Origin of the sequence: Bacteroides cellulosilyticus (assembly GCF_020091405.1) — a bacterium.
GTDB lineage: Bacteria > Bacteroidota > Bacteroidia > Bacteroidales > Bacteroidaceae > Bacteroides.
The window spans coordinates 5077489-5094699 of sequence record NZ_CP081903.1 but is presented as its reverse complement, the minus strand read 5'-3'; the positions used below and the strand labels follow the sequence as shown (position 1 = coordinate 5094699).

12 protein-coding genes are annotated in these 17211 nt (G+C 42.0%); 5 read left to right on the top strand and 7 right to left on the bottom strand.

Translation table 11 applies throughout. The annotated features are described in order from the left end of the window. Window positions 1-4: 4 nt before the first annotated feature. The 4 genes from K6V21_RS19230 to K6V21_RS19215 are packed head-to-tail and all read left to right on the top strand — an operon-like array spanning window position 5 to window position 4135. Window positions 5-1441 (top strand): capsule assembly Wzi family protein, encoded by a 1437-nt coding sequence (locus K6V21_RS19230; RefSeq protein ID WP_224319566.1) that lies wholly within the window; start codon window positions 5-7, stop codon window positions 1439-1441. 4 nt (window positions 1442-1445) lie between these two features. Then, entirely contained in the window at window positions 1446-1994 is a 549-nt protein-coding gene (rfbC, locus tag K6V21_RS19225) for a dTDP-4-dehydrorhamnose 3,5-epimerase (RefSeq protein ID WP_224319565.1), read from the top strand. A 5-nt stretch (window positions 1995-1999) separates the two neighbouring features. Next, window positions 2000-3313 carry a UDP-glucose dehydrogenase family protein gene (locus K6V21_RS19220; protein WP_007214156.1) on the top strand — a complete coding sequence of 438 codons (1314 nt, stop codon included), beginning with the start codon at window positions 2000-2002 and terminating at the stop codon, window positions 3311-3313. A 21-nt stretch (window positions 3314-3334) separates the two neighbouring features. Next, the gene (locus tag K6V21_RS19215) at window positions 3335-4135 is read left to right on the top strand and encodes a DUF4738 domain-containing protein (protein WP_007218510.1); all 801 of its coding nucleotides are present in this window, start codon (window positions 3335-3337) and stop codon (window positions 4133-4135) included. A 41-nt stretch (window positions 4136-4176) separates the two neighbouring features. On the opposite strand, the gene K6V21_RS19210 is transcribed toward K6V21_RS19215, so the two are convergent. From K6V21_RS19210 to serB, 4 genes are all read right to left on the bottom strand, one after another. Continuing rightward, window positions 4177-5484 (bottom strand): DEAD/DEAH box helicase, encoded by a 1308-nt coding sequence (locus K6V21_RS19210; protein WP_149919662.1) that lies wholly within the window; start codon window positions 5482-5484, stop codon window positions 4177-4179. 79 nt (window positions 5485-5563) lie between these two features. Next, complete coding sequence (locus tag K6V21_RS19205) at window positions 5564-7201, bottom strand: RagB/SusD family nutrient uptake outer membrane protein (RefSeq protein WP_224319564.1); 1638 nt, start codon at window positions 7199-7201, stop codon at window positions 5564-5566. An 11-nt stretch (window positions 7202-7212) separates the two neighbouring features. After that, window positions 7213-9945: a SusC/RagA family TonB-linked outer membrane protein gene (locus tag K6V21_RS19200; protein WP_224319563.1), complete on the bottom strand. Its 2733-nt coding sequence runs from the start codon at window positions 9943-9945 to the stop codon at window positions 7213-7215. A 75-nt stretch (window positions 9946-10020) separates the two neighbouring features. Further along, window positions 10021-11250 (bottom strand): phosphoserine phosphatase SerB, encoded by a 1230-nt coding sequence (gene serB / locus K6V21_RS19195; protein WP_029328676.1) that lies wholly within the window; start codon window positions 11248-11250, stop codon window positions 10021-10023. Window positions 11251-11625: 375 nt separating this feature from the next. Between serB and K6V21_RS19190 the strand changes: the two genes are divergently transcribed. Further along, on the top strand, window positions 11626-12132 hold the full coding sequence (locus tag K6V21_RS19190; protein ID WP_007218515.1) for a thioredoxin-like domain-containing protein: 507 nt from the start codon (window positions 11626-11628) through the stop codon (window positions 12130-12132). A gap of 212 nt (window positions 12133-12344) precedes the next feature. Here the strand turns inward: K6V21_RS19190 and K6V21_RS19185 are convergent, their stop codons facing one another. From K6V21_RS19185 to lon, 3 genes are read right to left on the bottom strand one after another with little or no spacing between them, the layout of a single operon-like run. Beyond that, a complete protein-coding gene (locus K6V21_RS19185; protein WP_081593094.1) occupies window positions 12345-13481 on the bottom strand; it encodes an LptF/LptG family permease in 1137 nt (378 codons plus the stop codon). Beyond that, a complete protein-coding gene (gene tgt, locus K6V21_RS19180; RefSeq protein ID WP_217714039.1) occupies window positions 13478-14608 on the bottom strand; it encodes a tRNA guanosine(34) transglycosylase Tgt in 1131 nt (376 codons plus the stop codon). Before tgt ends, K6V21_RS19185 begins: the two co-directional genes overlap by 4 nt. Further along, window positions 14605-17079, bottom strand: coding sequence for an endopeptidase La (lon, locus tag K6V21_RS19175; protein ID WP_224319562.1), 2475 nt, complete (start codon window positions 17077-17079; stop codon window positions 14605-14607). Before lon ends, tgt begins: the two co-directional genes overlap by 4 nt. Between the last annotated feature and the right edge of the window lie 132 nt (window positions 17080-17211).

The following is a 17211-nucleotide window of genomic DNA, read 5'->3' as shown; positions in this document are numbered from 1 at the left end:
GCCTATGCGTACAGTCTGTCATATTCTTGCCATTCTATTTTGCTTTACTACCGGATCGTCAGTAAAGGCGCAAAATGGGTGGAAACGGCAAAATTTATCTTCTTTTGTAGAATATGGTGCCTCCGTCCACACAGGCGAGAATACTCCTCTATGGCAAGTAAGCAACCAACATGGTTTTTCCTCAATCGACAATAATACTTACCTGAGAGGAGGAGCTTTTTATACGGATACACTTCGTAATTGGCGTCTTGAAGGTGGCTTGGATATGGCAGTAGCTTCCGGTTTTACATCTACCTTTGTGTTGCAACAAGGCTATGCGGATATACGGTACAAATGGATAGGTTTACTTATTGGCAGTAAAGAAATTGACTCTCCATTATTAAATCAACAATTGAGTAGTGGCGGATTAACCTGGTCGGGCAATGCAAGACCCATTCCGCAAGTATGGATAGGACTCCCCGAATATGTGCAAGTATTACCACGCCTCGCTTTAAAAGCGGAGATTTCGTACGGATGGTTTACTGACAACAATTATCAAAAGAAACAGGTAGGAGAGGATTACTGGTATACCAAAAGCATTAAGTATCACCACAAAAGCGGCTTCCTTCGCATCGGTGTGCCGCAAGGGAAATGGCAACTGGATGTAGGCATGAGTCTGGATGTACAGTTTGGCGGTTATAAAAGTGCCGGAATGGATGTAGGAGATTTAGGAAATAGTTGGAAAGATTATTTCAAAGTATTCATCCCCAGCCGTGGAGATGACAGTAGTCCAGAGGGAGAACAAATAGCTTACCAAGGCAATTTCATGGGGAGCGAGCATATCCGTATGACCTACCGTCACGACGACTTTTCCATAAGTGCCTATCTGGAAAATTATTACGATGATTTCAGTGGAATGGGGAAATTAAATGGTTTTGATGGGTTATGGGGAATTGAATATAAATCCAACCACCGGCAAGCCATCAATGGCTTTGTGCTGGAATATTATCAGACTACCAACCAAAGCGGCCCTATGCATGGAGTGGATTTCACCGTAGTAGAGAAAACGGGAGGTGCAGACGATTATTATAACAACGAGTGGTATCCCGGCTGGGTACACTGGGGAATGACTATGGCTAACCCATTGATCGCTTCTCCCATTTATAACAAAGACGGTGACATGAGTTTCAAATACAACCGCATCCGAGCCTTACATTTAGGTTGGAGCGGAGACATCAGCAACGAATGGACATACCTCGCAAAACTATCATATAATAAAACTTGGGGAACTCCTTTCAAACCTATACCCAATATATTAGAAAATTTTTCTACTTTTGCATCAGTTTTCTATTCTCCCCGAAAATGGAAGGGATGGCAGTTCAATGCTTCCGTTGCTTTCGACATAGGAGAGATATATGGCGACAATCTGGGTTGCCAACTGAAAGTACGAAAGAAATTCTAAAAAGATGAATTATATACAAACGGAAATTGATGGTGTATGGCTGATTGAGCCGAAGGTAATTCGTGATGAACGGGGCTATTTTATGGAAGCCTTTAAAGAAGAGGAATTCAAAATGCATATCGGTGATGTGCATTTTATTCAGGACAATGAGTCGAAGTCTTCTTTCGGTGTATTACGTGGATTACATTATCAGAAAGGAGAATATTGTCAGTCCAAACTGGTACGTGTTATAAAAGGAAAAGTACTGGATGTGGCAGTGGATTTGCGCCAATCATCACCAACTTTCGGTAAATATGTCTCTGCAGAACTGAGTGAGGAAAATCAACGGCAATTTTTCATTCCCCGTGGATTCGCACATGGTTTCCTTGTTCTGAGTGAGGAAGCTATCTTTATTTATAAAGTAGACAATGCGTATACCCCACAAACAGAAGCATCCATTCGTTTCAATGATGAAACCATAGGAATTGAGTGGCCTATAGCAGAAGAACAACTTTTACTATCTCCTAAAGATAAAACAGCTCCATCCTTCCGGGATGCGACATATTTTGAATAAAGAGTATGAAGATAGCCATCGTCGGTACAGGATATGTCGGTTTAGTGACCGGAACCTGTTTTGCAGAAATCGGTGTCAGCGTCATTTGCGTAGACACGAACAGTGAAAAAATTGAAGCACTGAAAAAAGGTGTTATTCCTATCTATGAAAGTGGTCTGGAAGAAATGGTGAACCGAAATGTAAAAGCCGGTCGCCTACATTTCACTACTTCATTGGAAAGCTGCCTGAATGAGGTAGACGTTGTTTTCAGTGCCGTTGGTACGCCTCCTGACGAAGATGGAAGTGCTGACCTCAGTTATGTGCTCGAAGTTGCCCGTACTATTGGTAGAAACATGCAGAAGTACATATTGGTAGTCACAAAGAGTACGGTTCCTGTAGGTACTGCAAAGAAAGTACGTGCCGCTATCCAGGAGGAACTGGATAAACGAGGTGTTAGTATTCAATTTGATGTAGCCTCTAATCCCGAATTCCTGAAAGAAGGAAATGCTATCAATGATTTTATGAGCCCGGACCGTGTAGTAGTGGGAGTGGAGTCCGAACGTGCTAAGAAATTGATGAGTAAGCTTTATAAACCATTCTTGCTGAACAATTTCCGTGTAATATTTATGGATATCCCGTCTGCTGAAATGACGAAGTATGCAGCTAACTCAATGCTGGCTACCCGTATTAGTTTTATGAATGATATCGCTAATCTTTGCGAACTGGTAGGGGCAGATGTCAATATGGTACGCAGTGGCATCGGTTCGGATACCCGAATCGGGCGTAAGTTCCTTTATCCGGGTATTGGTTATGGCGGTTCGTGCTTTCCAAAAGATGTAAAAGCACTCATCAAAACCGCTGAACAAAATGGCTATCAGATGCGTGTGCTCCATGCCGTAGAAGAAGTCAATGAACTACAGAAAAGCATTCTTTTCGACAAACTTTGCAAGCACTTCAACAACGAACTGAAAGGTAAGACAATTGCCTTATGGGGACTGGCTTTCAAACCGGAGACGGATGATATGCGCGAAGCCCCTTCATTGGTGTTAATAGACAAACTGCTGAAAGCCGGATGCAAAGTGAGGGCTTACGACTCCGCTGCAATGGACGAATGTCGCCGTCGGATAGGTGAGAGCATTTATTATGCCAAAGATATGTATGATGCTGTACTTGATGCTGATGCTTTGATGCTGGTTACCGAATGGAAAGAATTCCGTTTACCATCCTGGGCAGTTATCAAGAAAACCATGGAGAAACCTGTGGTGTTGGACGGGCGTAATATCTATGACAAGAAAGAGATGGAAGAGCAAGGATTTACCTATCATTGCATCGGACATTAAAAATATAAAACAGAGAGAGTTATGATAAAGTGGGGTACTATTTCTATGGTGCTCGTTGTTGTGCTTGTATCATCCTGTAGCAGTACTAAAAATGGGGAAAATTCCGACAGGGAAGACTTAACCGCTAAAGAATTGCTGCAAGGTGTCTGGCTGGACAATGAGACGGATATGCCGTTAATGCGTATTAGCGGTGATACGATCTATTATGCTGACCCACAAAATGCGCCCGTTTACTTCAAGGTACTTCGTGATACGATTTATTTACGCGGAAATACTCTTACGGCTTATAAAATAGACCGTCAAACGGAATATAGTTTTTGGTTTCATTCTCTATCTGATGATATCGTAAAGCTATATAAGTCCGATAATCCGGAAGACACGCTGGCATTCTCCACTCAGGAAGTGGAAGTTATCCCCAGCACTTCAGAAGTAATCAAAAAAGATAGTGTGGTTATGTATAAAGGAACGCGTTATCGGGGCTATGTCTATATCAATCCTTCTAAGATGAAAGTAATAAAAACAGTATATTCTGATGAAGGTATAGGTGTGGACAATGTATACTATGACAACGTGATACATATCTGTGTATATGAAGGCAAGAACTTACTGTATGGCAAGGATATTACTAAAAAAGTTTTCGCAACTATTTTCCCGGAGGAAGTATTAAATCAGACCATTCTTTCTGACATGAATTTTATAAGTGTGGATGGAAAAGGCTATCATTATGAAGCCATGCTCCGTATTCCGGAAAGTTCCGTTTATCACCTCGTAAGCCTGACTATCGGTCCTGATAAACAATTACATATAAAAATGGTGGAGTAAAACTCCACCATCAAACAATATCTATTAAAGAAATCCTTCTCTTATTTGTTGCTTTTTCCTGAAGGATTAGCACTTTTTCTCGGAGCATTACTTCTTCCTTTTGAAGCATCTCTTTTCTTCGGAGCATTTCCACTACCTTTATTGGTATTTCGTCCTTTAGCACGGAAGTTACGTTTGCCCCTTCCGTCATAACTACGTGGTTTGTATTCGGGTGACTCGCCTAATTCTTCAGGTACAGGTATTTTATAAATATCTCTTTCCAGGAAATTTTCTATCTGCTTGAAGTTACTTTGCTCCTTTTCATTTACAAAGGTTAGAGCAACACCATCGTTATTAGCACGCGCCGTACGACCAATACGATGAACATAGTCTTCACTGTCATGCGGAACATCATAGTTAATCACAAGACGAATATCATCAATGTCAATGCCACGAGCCACGATGTCAGTGGCAACCAGAATGTTTATACGACCTGCCTTAAACTCATGCATCACTTCTTCACGCTGTGCCTGTTCCAGGTCAGAATGCATTTCGCCTACATTCAGCTTCATCATTTTCAAGGCCTTTGTCACTTCCTTTACTTTCAACTTGGATGATGCGAAGATAATGACACGCTCCGGTGTTTGTTCAGCAAAGAGACTGCGAATTATACCCAACTTCTGATTTTCATAGCAAACATAGGCGGCTTGCACAATTTTATCAGCAGGGCGTGAAACGGCAAGTTTGACTTCAGCGGGATTATTGAGAATGGTGTTGGCAAGTTGTTGTATTTTTGCAGGCATGGTAGCAGAGAACATGATGGTTTGCCGTTCTTTAGGCAAATACTTCACAATCTGCATGATATCATCGAAGAAACCCATATCGAGCATACGGTCGGCTTCATCAAGAATGAAATAGGAGACACGGGAAAGGTCTACATATCCTAAACTCAAATGAGCTAACAAACGTCCCGGAGTAGCTATAACAACATCGGCTCCCAACATTAGCCCCTTCTTTTGCTGTTCAAAAAGTATCCCATCGTTACCGCCATAAACTGCCACACTACTGACAGGCATGAAGTAGGAAAAACCTTCCATCTGCTGATCTATTTGTTGCGCCAATTCTCGTGTGGGAGACATAACAATACAGTTTATAGCATCTTCAGGATGTCCACCTTCGGAAAGTTTATTCAGTACAGGCAACAGATAGGCAGCCGTCTTACCGGTTCCGGTCTGTGCCACGGCTATTAAATCTCTGCCTTCAAGTATAACGGGAATGGATTTCTCTTGTATAGGTGTGCACTCATCGAAGCGCATGGCTTCCAGTGCATCAAGCACCTGATCATTCAGTTGTAGTTCGGAAAACTTCATGTTTCTTTTTATTTAGTCGCAAAGATAGGAAATAAAGTGATTACCACAAAAGAATGAAGCTACTTTGCAATCCATTCCTTTAATACCCCGGATGCTGTTCCCATCCCGGATTCATCTGTCTGATTTTCCCGGGAATGGGGAAGACAATAGTATACCCACTTTCTTCGTTGGGAAGTTGCGGACGACTGTTGTAAGAACGGGTAAATTGTCCAAAACGAATTAAGTCCTGACGTCGCCAACCTTCCCAGGCCAATTCTAATTGGCGCTCAGCCAGAAGATTGTCCAAAGTAGCAGTGCGTTCCGGTGCTCCTACACGGGTACGCACCTGATTCAGTTCTTCATCTCCATTGCGTCCGTCACGGACTTTGGCTTCACTCTTCATAAGCAATACATCAGCGTAACGAAACAGAACAATATCATTCTCCATCAGTTTTCCATCTTTCATGGCTTTGTCATCTATCTCATATTTTTTCATACGGGCACCGGCAGTCTTTTCATAAGGTTCATCGGACAGATCCAGTTTAACCTTCCACGGTTCGTAAACTAAAGCTGTTCCATCATCCAATTTCACGACATTACCTTTCAAATCATAAACAGTACCTGCATAATAGCAATAATCAAAACGCGGGTCCTGTTCGTTTGTCTCGTATCCAAAAGTCTGTAAGGCTTCGATAGTGGCGCTTGATCCATTCTCACCAGACAAACCTAACGCTTTGGCATGATTATAATGGCGCGAACGGAAAAGATATTGCATCTGATTGGTATATAGCGTCTTATTCATCGGAATAGTGAAGATGTTTTCAACAGAGCCTTCATTATATACGGCAAAATTGGCGGCATAATCTGATTCAAGACGATAACCTAAAGCTGTAATTTGGTCACAATAGAATTCTACGGTCTGCCAGGCATTGAATGTATTGCCATCCACATCAAAGAAGATTGTTTTCCCATCCGGATGGGTATCATCCACCCAGTTATTATCCATATAAATTTCTGCATTCAGTGCCAGTTTGGCAAGCAGGAAGTAGGCTACGGGACGCGTCAGGCGGCCATAGTAATTGCCGGAACGGTTACTGAACTGAGCGGGCAGGAGCGGGGTAACCTCTTGTAACTCCTTGAATATGAAATTAAAGATATCCTCACGTTCGCTCAGTATAATATCTTTTGAGGCAACCTTGGAAGATAGAACCAACGGAATACTACCGAACAGGTCCGTCAGATAATAATAGTACATTGCACGTAAAGCACGCACTTCGGCACGATAGGCTGGAAGTTCTGCATCTGCATGTGTAAGTGCATAGCTTTCAATTTGTTCCAAAGACTTGTTGCTGAGCATAACTACTTTATAGAGATATTCCCAGGTAGCTTGTATCGCATCATTATTTATTCCCCATTTGTGCAAGAACAGTCCTTGCCAGAAACCACCGTCGTACCAGTCACCACCACGAGTAGGCATAATGGCTTCATCGGTTGTAAAAGTATTCAGATCATATATGCCGCGTCCTGTTCCCTGCAATCCTTGACTGTCGGAATTTCCTCCAATGTAGTTATAGAGGGAAGCAACCGCATTCAGATAAAGTTCAGTAATGTTACGATAGCCTTCTTCTTCGGGTAATGCATCGCGGGGACTTTCTTTTAGAAAACCATCACATGAGATCATGCACCAACTGAGGGTGACCAAAACACAAAACGAACGAATTATGGAATATCTTTTCATGTCTTTAAGGTTTAGAAGTTTACACTTAATCCGATGGTATATGTGCGGTATAAAGGATAATTGCGTTTATCATCTATACCTAAAGTAGAATTCACCGATGAACTGTTTATCATGGGTGTCAATCCGGAATAACCGGAAATAGTAGCCAGATTATTGACCGTCAGTGACAAGCGAAGCGATTGCAGATAACGGGTATTTTTCAATGGAACATTCCAGCCCACTGTGATATAGTCGAAGTTCACATAATCACCATTTTCCAACCAATAATCTGTAGCTGTCTGATCCTTTATATTCCGTGTAGGCGCTTTCTTCATCATATTATAGTCGGGGAAACTATTCATATTCATATAAGTAAGCGAAGTACCATTATAGACCTTATGTCCGAATGCACCGTTTATCTGTAACGATACATCGAAATCTTTATAACGAAAACTGATGTTAGAGCCAAGAATTGTCTTTGGAACTGCCTGACCTGCTATGTACCGGTCTTCACCATCTTCCAGGCTAACACCACCACCATTCAAATCAGCAATCTGATAAGTATAGCCTCCGTTACCATCAGATACTAATCCTGTGCAATGCGGAAGATAAAATACTCCCAACGGCTGACCTACAATCTGGTAAACGATATGATTATATCCGCCATGAAATCCGGCACCATCCAATCCGGCAAGGCTCTTGTATTCTGTTGCTGAAATATGCTCACCTTGATAGTTGCCATCGAGGGAAAGCAATTTGTTTTGTTGAAAAGTCAGGTTAGCATTGATATTCAATTCCATATCTTTGGTTTTCAATGGAGTTACACCAATGGATAGCTCTGTTCCATAATTACGCATGGAACCAATGTTTGCCAGCAAAGTGTTGTAAGTGAAAGGCGGTACACTCACATTATAGAGATAGAGCATATCTTTCGTCTTGGAATTATAATAGTTGGCAGTCAGTAACAACCGGTTACCCAGCAAAGCCATTTCTATACCGGCATTGAAGGTCTGTTTCACTTCCCATTTTAAGTCCGGATTCATATTCTTCAATTGGTCCATTGTGACCACAGGCGATGAACCTACCGGAGCAACTCCGTTCGGGCGTATAAGATTCAGCGAAGTGTACGAATCAATTCCATTTTGGTTACCTGCCAAACCATAGCCTGCGCGGACTTTCAGATTGTCAATGAAAGGCAATTTCTCCATAAACTTCTCCTTGCTGACTACCCATGCAACAGATACAGCCGGAAAGAACCCCCATTTATGATTACTGCCAAACTTGGAAGAGGCATCTCCACGGGCATTCACTGTCAGTATATAACGATCATCATATGTATAGTTCACACGTCCCATGAAGGAGGCCAGGCGAGGATCTTCATAATAAGAATTAGTTCCTTCCCACGGACGGAGAGCACCTCCCTGAAGATTGTTATAGCCCAGACCATCACTGCTGAAATTAGTAACTGTGGTATAGAATCCCGAATATTGGTCTTTTTGTACTTCCGCCAAACCTAAAACATCAAAGAAATGCTTCCGCCATTCTTTCTTATAAGACAACATCAGGTTCCCAAGTAACGATTCCATTTTCTTAGTTCCTTTGTATGCCTGCCCTTGCGCCCAGACCGCAACCGGCAGATACTGTGAATTTTCAATCACATTATAGGTGTAGGAACCAAACAGTGCCAGTTTCCATGCTTCAGACAAATTAAATGTCAACCGTGCATGTGTACTAATGTGCGAAGTAGCGTCTTTATCATTCACATCCATCCATGCCAGCGGATGAGATAGCTGGCTGGCAAGAACACTTCCATCCCAACTTCCGGTTTCCGGATTTTTATGATCAGGGAAAGTGGGATTAAATGCAGCAGCCGAATAAAACACTTTATGTAAATTTACCAGGTTACGCTCTTTCTGTATGGAACCAAACATTCCGAGATCACATTTCAAAAAATTATCGAATACGTACTGCGTCATATTCATATTCGATGTGAAGTTCTGCAACTTTTCATTGACAATTACTCCTTCACGATTCATCAAAGCAAGTGAAACACGATAATTGGAGGTGTTTGTTCCACCGGAGAAGGCTATGTGATGATTATGTTGCAGCCCTGTTTGTTCTATTTCCTTCTGGAAATCGGTATTGTTTCCCAAATCAAGAATAGAAACGCCACGTTCTTTAGCTACTGCCCGGAATTCATCTCCATTGAGCATTCTTACTGTTTTATAGCTTGAAGCAATACCGAAGCTACCATTATAGTTCACACTTGTACGCCCACTAACACCTTTTTTAGTGGTAATTTCAATAACACCCGATGCTCCGCGCGAACCATATTGCGCTGTTTCCGAAGCATCTTTCAAGATAACAAAACTTTCAATATCCGCCGGATAGATAGACATAAGCATACTCAAATCACCAAAAACACCGTCTACAATAATTAACGGATCATTTCCGGTAGTCAATGAAGTGGTACCACGCAAGCGGACAGCATCCAATGCTGCAGGTCCGTTGGAACCTTTCAGAATAGTCAAACCCGGTACCCGTCCGCGGATAGCATCCAGCGGATTGGTTATCTGGTCTTTATTCATCTGGTTCTCGGTAATTCTTTCTACAAGTCCTGAAAGGTTCTTGCGAAGGCCTGTGGCATATCCAACAGTCGTTATAGAGTCAGGGAGGCTAACGTGAAGTTTTTCTTGTGCAACGGCTTGAAGGCCAGGGGCAGTCAAAAACAAAGAGAGATAAAAAAGGTTCCTTATTCTCTTCATAGTATTAATATTTAAGAGGTTCCGCAAATATAGATGTCATTATATGAAACAAATATATTTGCGGAATAGTTCAGCTCATTTCGGCAAATCGATATATGAGTCCTTGAAGCCTAAGAAATAGAGCACTCCATCGAGCCCGATTGTATTGATGGACTGTTTGGCATTGGCAACCACTTTTGGTTTAGCATGGAAAGCGATACCCAAACCGGCAACACCCAGCATCGGAAGATCATTGGCTCCATCACCCACGGCAATAGTTTGAGCAATATCCACTTTTTCTACCTGCGCAATCAGACGCAACAGTTCAGCTTTCCGCTTGCCGTCTACAACATCTCCCAGATAACGTCCGGTCAACTTACCATCCACAATTTCCAGTTCATTGGCATATACGTAGTCAATACCATATTTTTGTTGCAAGTATTGTCCGAAATAGGTGAAACCACCGGAAAGAATGGCAATCTTATAGCCGTACTTTTTCAACACATACATCAACCGGTCTACACCTTCTGTTATAGGCAGATGTTCCGCTATATCCTGCATTACAGATTCATCCAGTCCTTTCAGTAAGGCTACGCGTTCGCGGAAACTTTCGGTAAAATCTATTTCTCCACGCATGGCCCGTTCGGTGATGGCTTTTACTTCATCTCCCACACCGGCACGTATGGCCAGTTCGTCAATTACTTCCGTCTCAATCAGTGTGGAGTCCATATCGAAACATATCAGACGGCGCATACGACGATACATATTATCGAGTTGAAAAGAGAAGTCCATTTCAAGTTCGCTCGCCAGTTTCATCAGTTGCTCTTGCATGGCAATGCGATCCTTCGGAGTTCCACGGACGGAGAATTCGATACACGCACGTGTACGTAAATCACATTCATCCAACGGGATACGTCCCGTCAGACGTTTGATAGCATCAATATTCATCCCTTGTTCGGCAAGGATACGGGTGACTGCGGAGATCTGGCGGGCAGACAGCTTACGTCCCAGTAAAGTAAGGATATAGCGATTTTTTCCCTGCATGTTAACCCAGTCTTCATATTCTTTCACCGAAATAGGATAGAAGCGAATCGTCACTCCCAAAGAAGATGCCTTGAAAAGCAGTTCTTTCATGATGAATCCTGAATGTTGTTCCTCTGTCTTGCATAAGATACCCAATGACAGTGTATTATGAATGTCCGCCTGACCAATGTCAAGAATAGTAGCGTCGTATTTAGCTAAAATTTCTGTAACGGATGCAGTTAATCCCGGACGATCTTCGCCCGTAACGCGGATAAGAATAAGTTCTGTGCTCAACGGTTGCATATAAAATTGTTTATCTAAATTAATGAGTAACACGGTGCAAAAGTAGATAAAATTCCTGCTATATACATCAATTAACATAGAAATATGTATTTGGTAAGGCAAGTATTTCATTCAGTCTATGCCGATACATAGGGGATGCCTCTTCTTTCGTACCTGTGCAGAGAGGTATCCAGAGGTGTAAAACATGTTATATAACATGAAAAAGTCAACCGTTTACTTGATTTTCAATAATAAAGTTATACCTTTGTCGCCGATTTAGAACGAGTGGTTCTATAATCTTAGTAAACGTTGATTGTATATTTGTTAGCTAAGACGTTGTTTTTACCGTCTGACAAACATCTATAAATCAACCAGTATTAACCAAAACCGCCTTACATGAAGCATGTAAAATGGATTTTTGTTGTATTACTAATTAGTTCCTTGACTTCTTTCGTAGAAAAAGACAAACCTACCGGAGGTTTAAATGTGGGTGACATAGCCCCTGATTTTAAAATCAAAACTATGTCGACTGAGCAACAACCTATTCAAAATCTCTCCAAGATGAAGGGAAAATATGTGTTACTCAGTTTCTGGGCAAGTTATGATGCGCAATCCCGGATGCAAAACGCAAGTTTGAGCAATGCGCTTCACTCAACTTCTCCAAACAATAATGTGGAAATGGTTTCCGTGTCATTCGATGAATATCAATCTATCTTCGAGGAAACTATTCGTAAGGACCAAATAGTTACGCCCACCTGTTTCGTGGAAACTAAAGGCGAGTCGTCCGGCATCTTTAAAAAGTACCGTTTAGGCCGGGGATTTACTAACTATTTACTGGATGATAATGGTGTAATTATAGCCAAAAACATCTCTGCTGCAGAACTTTCAGCTTACTTGAATTAAGCTTTCACTGCACATTGCCATGAAAGATTTAAAGAACCTGTAAGACGAAAGTGGGGTTGCTTCTAAAACTTATGTGATGAAAAAAGCATCGTTAAAGTCAAAGGAAGCAAAGACAAAAGAGGAAATGGATACAACAAAAAAGCCCCTCCTGCACTTGTGGTAACACAAGGAGCGGGAGGGGCTTCTTATTTTTATTAATTTGAGTTGTTACTCTATTTCGGTGCTTTCTGATACAGATAAAATGCAATGAACGCATAGAGTATATTCGGTATCCATACAGCAATTACCGGAGGTACATTACCATTCACTGCAAAAGTGGAAGCAATCGTCTGGAACAAAATATATGAAAAGCTCAATGCCAAACCTATCCCCAAGTGTAATCCCATTCCCCCTTTAGTCTTTTTCGAAGAAAGAGAAACACCTATCAAGGTGAGGATAAATGATGCAAACGACATGGCAATGCGTTTGTGATATTCAATTTCGAACTCTTTGATATTAGCAAAGCCGCGCTGCCGCTGCCGGCTAATATATTCGCTTAATTGTGGACTGGTCATCATTTCCTGTTGATTTTTCATAATAAGAAAATCGGCAGGTTCCATAAAAAGAGTACTATCAATACGATCTCCCTTAACAATATTCTCTTTCATACCATCCATTTCACGTATCATGTAATCCTTTATAATCCATTTATGGACGGAGGCTGTATCATAAGTGATAGATCGTGCCGTAAGATGAGAAACCAACTGCTTGTCTTTAAATTTATCCAGTGAAAAGCGATATCCCGTCTTGCTATAATCTTCGAAGCGTTCAATATAAGCAATGACGCCCGAATCTACTTCCAACTGAATGTTACGAGCTGTATTCGATTTGCGCTGCTTATAATATTTATCTTCAAAGTTAATACGCGTCACACTACCTTGGGGTATGATATAAGAGCCCAAAAAGAATGTTACTATTGCAATTATAGCTGCTGACACCATGTAGGGACGAAGCATCCTCTTAAAACTCATTCCGGTAGAGAACATCGCAATAATCTCGGAGTTCTCAGCCAGTTTTGAGGTAAAGAAAATAACCGCAATAAACACAAACAACGGACTGAACAGGTTTGCAAAGTAAGGAATGAAATTCAGATAATAATCGAAGATTATGGCTTTCCAGGGAGCTTCGTGTGACATAAATCTGTCCATCTTCTCATTAAAGTCGAATACCACTGCAATGGAGATAATCAATGCAATGGCAAACACATAAGTTCCAAGGAACTTCTTAATAATGTAGAAGTCGAGCCGCTTCAACCATTTCCAGTTATCCGGCATCTTTATACCTTTCATGTTCCAGTTCAGTTTTTTCATAACCTTGTCGATACGCGTTTCACCATCATCGGTTTCCATGTGGAGAAATCACCGGCAATGATGTGCTTGCGAGCTTCACCCACCAGCCACAGATAAAATGCTAAATTATGAATAGATGCAATTTGCATAGCCAGTAACTCCTGTGCATGGAACAGATGACGCAGATACGCCTTACTATATAAGGTATCTACCGCAGAAGCTCCATCTGCTTCAATGGGTGAGAAGTCTGTTTCCCATTTCTTATTGCGCATATTGATGATACCATCTTTGGTGAACAACATGCCATTGCGTCCGTTTCGGGTTGGCATTACACAATCGAACATGTCTACACCGCGCTCGATACCTTCCAAAATATTGACCGGTGTACCTACACCCATCAGATACCGTGGCTTATCTTTCGGTAAAATTTCATTCACCAACTCAATCATCTCATACATTTTATCCACAGGTTCACCTACTGCCAGACCACCGATGGCATTGCCATCCGCACCCTTCGAGGCTATGAATTCTGCCGACTGCTTACGAAGATCAGGATATACACATCCTTGAACAATAGGAAAGAGAGACTGCTGGTATCCATACTTCGGTTCCGTTTCATTGAAACGCTGAATGCAACGGTCCAACCAACGATGTGTTAGTCCTAATGACTTTTTGGCATACGCATAATCCGAATCTCCCGGAGGACATTCGTCAAACGCCATCATGATATCTGCACCAATCGTACGTTCGATATCCATTACCTTTTCTGGAGTGAAGATATGTTTACTACCGTCGATATGTGAACGGAATTCTGCACCCTCCTCACGTAGTTTACGGATACCTGATAATGAGAACACCTGAAATCCGCCACTATCTGTCAGCATAGGACGGTCAAAGCCGTTGAACTTATGCAGTCCTCCGGCTTTTTCCAATACGTCCAATCCCGGACGCAGATATAGATGATAGGTATTCCCTAATATGATTTGCGCCTTAATATCTTCTTTCAGTTCGGTTACGTGCACACCTTTCACCGTTCCTACGGTACCTACCGGCATAAAGATAGGAGTTTCTATCTGCCCGTGATCGGTAGTTATCAATCCTGCACGCGCATTACTTTTACTGTCTGTATATTGTAAGTCGAATGTCATTCTGCTTTCTTTTCTTTCTTTACGGACAAGTCGATGGCATCGGCAACCTTCTCATTGGTCAGCGCAATGGCAAACACCTCTTTCACATCTTTCACGTAATGGAAAGTCAACCCTTTGAGGTATATTTCCTGTATCTCGTCAATATTCTTACGGTTCTCTTCACTTAGAATAATATTCTTGATGCCGGCACGTTTCGCAGCCAGAATCTTCTCCTTAATACCACCCACGGGAAGTACCTTACCACGAAGTGTTATTTCTCCTGTCATAGCAAGATTTGCCTTCACTTTACGCTGGGTGAGGGCAGAGGCGAGAGAAGTGGCCATGGTGATACCTGCCGAGGGGCCGTCCTTAGGAATCGCACCTTCCGGCACATGTACGTGGATATTCCAATTATCAAAAATATCTTCATCCAGATTCAGCAAAGAAGCGTGTGCCTTGATATATTCCAAAGCCAGCATTGCAGACTCTTTCATGACATCACCCAGATTTCCGGTCAACGTCAGACGTCCACCTTTTCCGCGGCTCAAACTGGTTTCTACAAACAGGATTTCTCCCCCCACGGCGGTCCATGCTAACCCGGTCACTACACCAGCGTATTCATTGCCCTGATATTTATCACGGGTATACTCAGGTGCTCCGAGGAACTCATACAAATCTCCCGGTTTGATTTCCTGTTTGGCAAAGTAACCATCCGTAGCATACTGGCGTGCCGATTTACGAAGTATTTTACCTATCTTCTTCTCTAATTCGCGTACACCACTTTCACGGGTATACGACTCGATAATAGCCTCCAGCGTATTCTTTGGTATTTTGATATCATTCTTCTTCATACCATTGGCTTCCAGTTCCTTCGGAACCAGATGGCGACGAGCTATTTCAATCTTCTCTTCAGTGATATAACCACTTACCTCAATCAACTCCATACGATCGAGCAACGGTCCTGGGATAGTATTCAGATTATTTGCAGTGGCAATGAACATTACTTTAGATAAATCGTAATCTACATCCAGGAAATTATCATGGAATGTTGTATTCTGTTCCGGATCAAGCACCTCAAGCAAAGCAGAAGAAGGATCTCCCTGACGATCTGAACTCACCTTATCTATTTCATCCAGGATAAACACCGGATTGGATGAGCCAGCCTTAATCAGACTCTTGATAACACGTCCCGGCATAGCACCGATGTACGTCTTACGATGTCCACGTATCTCTGCTTCATCATGCACGCCACCCAATGACATACGGATATATTTCCGTTTGAGGGCAGCAGCGATAGAACGCCCCAAAGAGGTTTTACCCACTCCCGGAGGGCCATACAAACAGATAATAGGCGACTTCATATCACCTTTCAACTTCAATACAGCCAAGTGCTCCAGAATACGTTCTTTCACCTTCTCCAAGCCATAATGATCTTTATTCAGAGTCTTCTCAGCATTGACTAAGTTCAGATTATCTGTAGTGTATATTCCCCACGGCAAACTTAGCATTGTTTGCAGATAATTGAGTTGCACACTATAATCAGGAGATTGTGGATGTGTACGTTCCAGTTTATCCACCTCTTTCATGAAAGCGTCTCTTACTTCCGCACTCCACTTAGTAGTGATTGCTTTACGGCGCAATTCTTCTATCTCCTGTTCCTGGCCACCACCACCCAATTCATCTTGAATGGTCTTAATCTGCTGTTGCAGGAAGTATTCACGTTGTTGCTGGTCAATATCTTCCCGTGCACGCATCTGTATGGACTCCTTGATTTCGGCAAGTTGCACTTCCCGATTCAGTATCTCCAACAAACGATAAGTACGTGCCCGCAATGCATCAATACGCAGCAACTCAATCTTCTCATCTTTTTTCAGCGGAAGGTTCGTGCAGATAAAATCCACCAGGAACATAGGATTCGTAATATTTTTGATGGCAAATGCAGAATCCTGCGGAAACATATCAGATGATTTGATATATCTTATAGTCAGATCCTTGCAAGCTTCCACCAATGCATGGAATTCCTTATCATTTTTATCAGGAATATCTTCTCCCAATGCTTTTACGCGCCCTTTCAAATAAGGAGTCGTATCTACAATTTCTTCCAACTCCATACGTTTGACGCCTTGCAGAATAATAGTGGTAGTCTGATCAGGCATTTCCAGGATACGGATAATCTTACCTACTGTACCAATAGTATGCAAATCTTCCAACAAAGGCATCTCCGTTTCTGCTACCTTCTGGCAAACCACTCCGATATATGCACCTTTTTTTTCAGCTTCACGCACTAATTTCATGGAAGTCTTTCTCCCGACAGATACCGGCATAAATACACCTGGAAATAAAACCATATTCCGCAAAGGTAATATCGGAAGTATCTCATTCACTTCAACATCCATCAACTGTTCTTCATTCCCCTCAAAATCAGCAATCACTGAAAAAGTATTTCCTTCTTCTCCCGCTTCCGTATCTTTTAGGTAAAGTCTTTTCTTCATTTCGTTCTTTTTAAGTTTATGTCATACTGACAGGGCTTACAAAGCGCCTGCAAAGTTAATCTATTCTTCATTAATATAAAGCACCTTTTCTATAAAAAGACAAAAACGGTGCCAAATTTGTCGTAATATTCC

Coding starts and splice junctions, on each gene's coding strand:
- K6V21_RS19200 (WP_224319563.1), bottom strand. CDS start 9,945: ATGAAGAGAATAAGGAACCTTTTTTATCTCTCTTTGTTTTTGACTGCC.
- K6V21_RS19230 (WP_224319566.1), top strand. CDS start 5: ATGCGTACAGTCTGTCATATTCTTGCCATTCTATTTTGCTTTACTACC.
- K6V21_RS19215 (WP_007218510.1), top strand. CDS start 3,335: ATGATAAAGTGGGGTACTATTTCTATGGTGCTCGTTGTTGTGCTTGTA.
- rfbC (WP_224319565.1), top strand. CDS start 1,446: ATGAATTATATACAAACGGAAATTGATGGTGTATGGCTGATTGAGCCG.
- serB (WP_029328676.1), bottom strand. CDS start 11,250: ATGCAACCGTTGAGCACAGAACTTATTCTTATCCGCGTTACGGGCGAA.
- K6V21_RS19190 (WP_007218515.1), top strand. CDS start 11,626: ATGAAGCATGTAAAATGGATTTTTGTTGTATTACTAATTAGTTCCTTG.
- K6V21_RS19205 (WP_224319564.1), bottom strand. CDS start 7,201: ATGAAAAGATATTCCATAATTCGTTCGTTTTGTGTTTTGGTCACCCTC.
- K6V21_RS19210 (WP_149919662.1), bottom strand. CDS start 5,484: ATGAAGTTTTCCGAACTACAACTGAATGATCAGGTGCTTGATGCACTG.
- lon (WP_224319562.1), bottom strand. CDS start 17,079: ATGAAGAAAAGACTTTACCTAAAAGATACGGAAGCGGGAGAAGAAGGA.
- K6V21_RS19185 (WP_081593094.1), bottom strand. CDS start 13,481: ATGAAAAAACTGAACTGGAACATGAAAGGTATAAAGATGCCGGATAAC.
- tgt (WP_217714039.1), bottom strand. CDS start 14,608: ATGACATTCGACTTACAATATACAGACAGTAAAAGTAATGCGCGTGCA.
- K6V21_RS19220 (WP_007214156.1), top strand. CDS start 2,000: ATGAAGATAGCCATCGTCGGTACAGGATATGTCGGTTTAGTGACCGGA.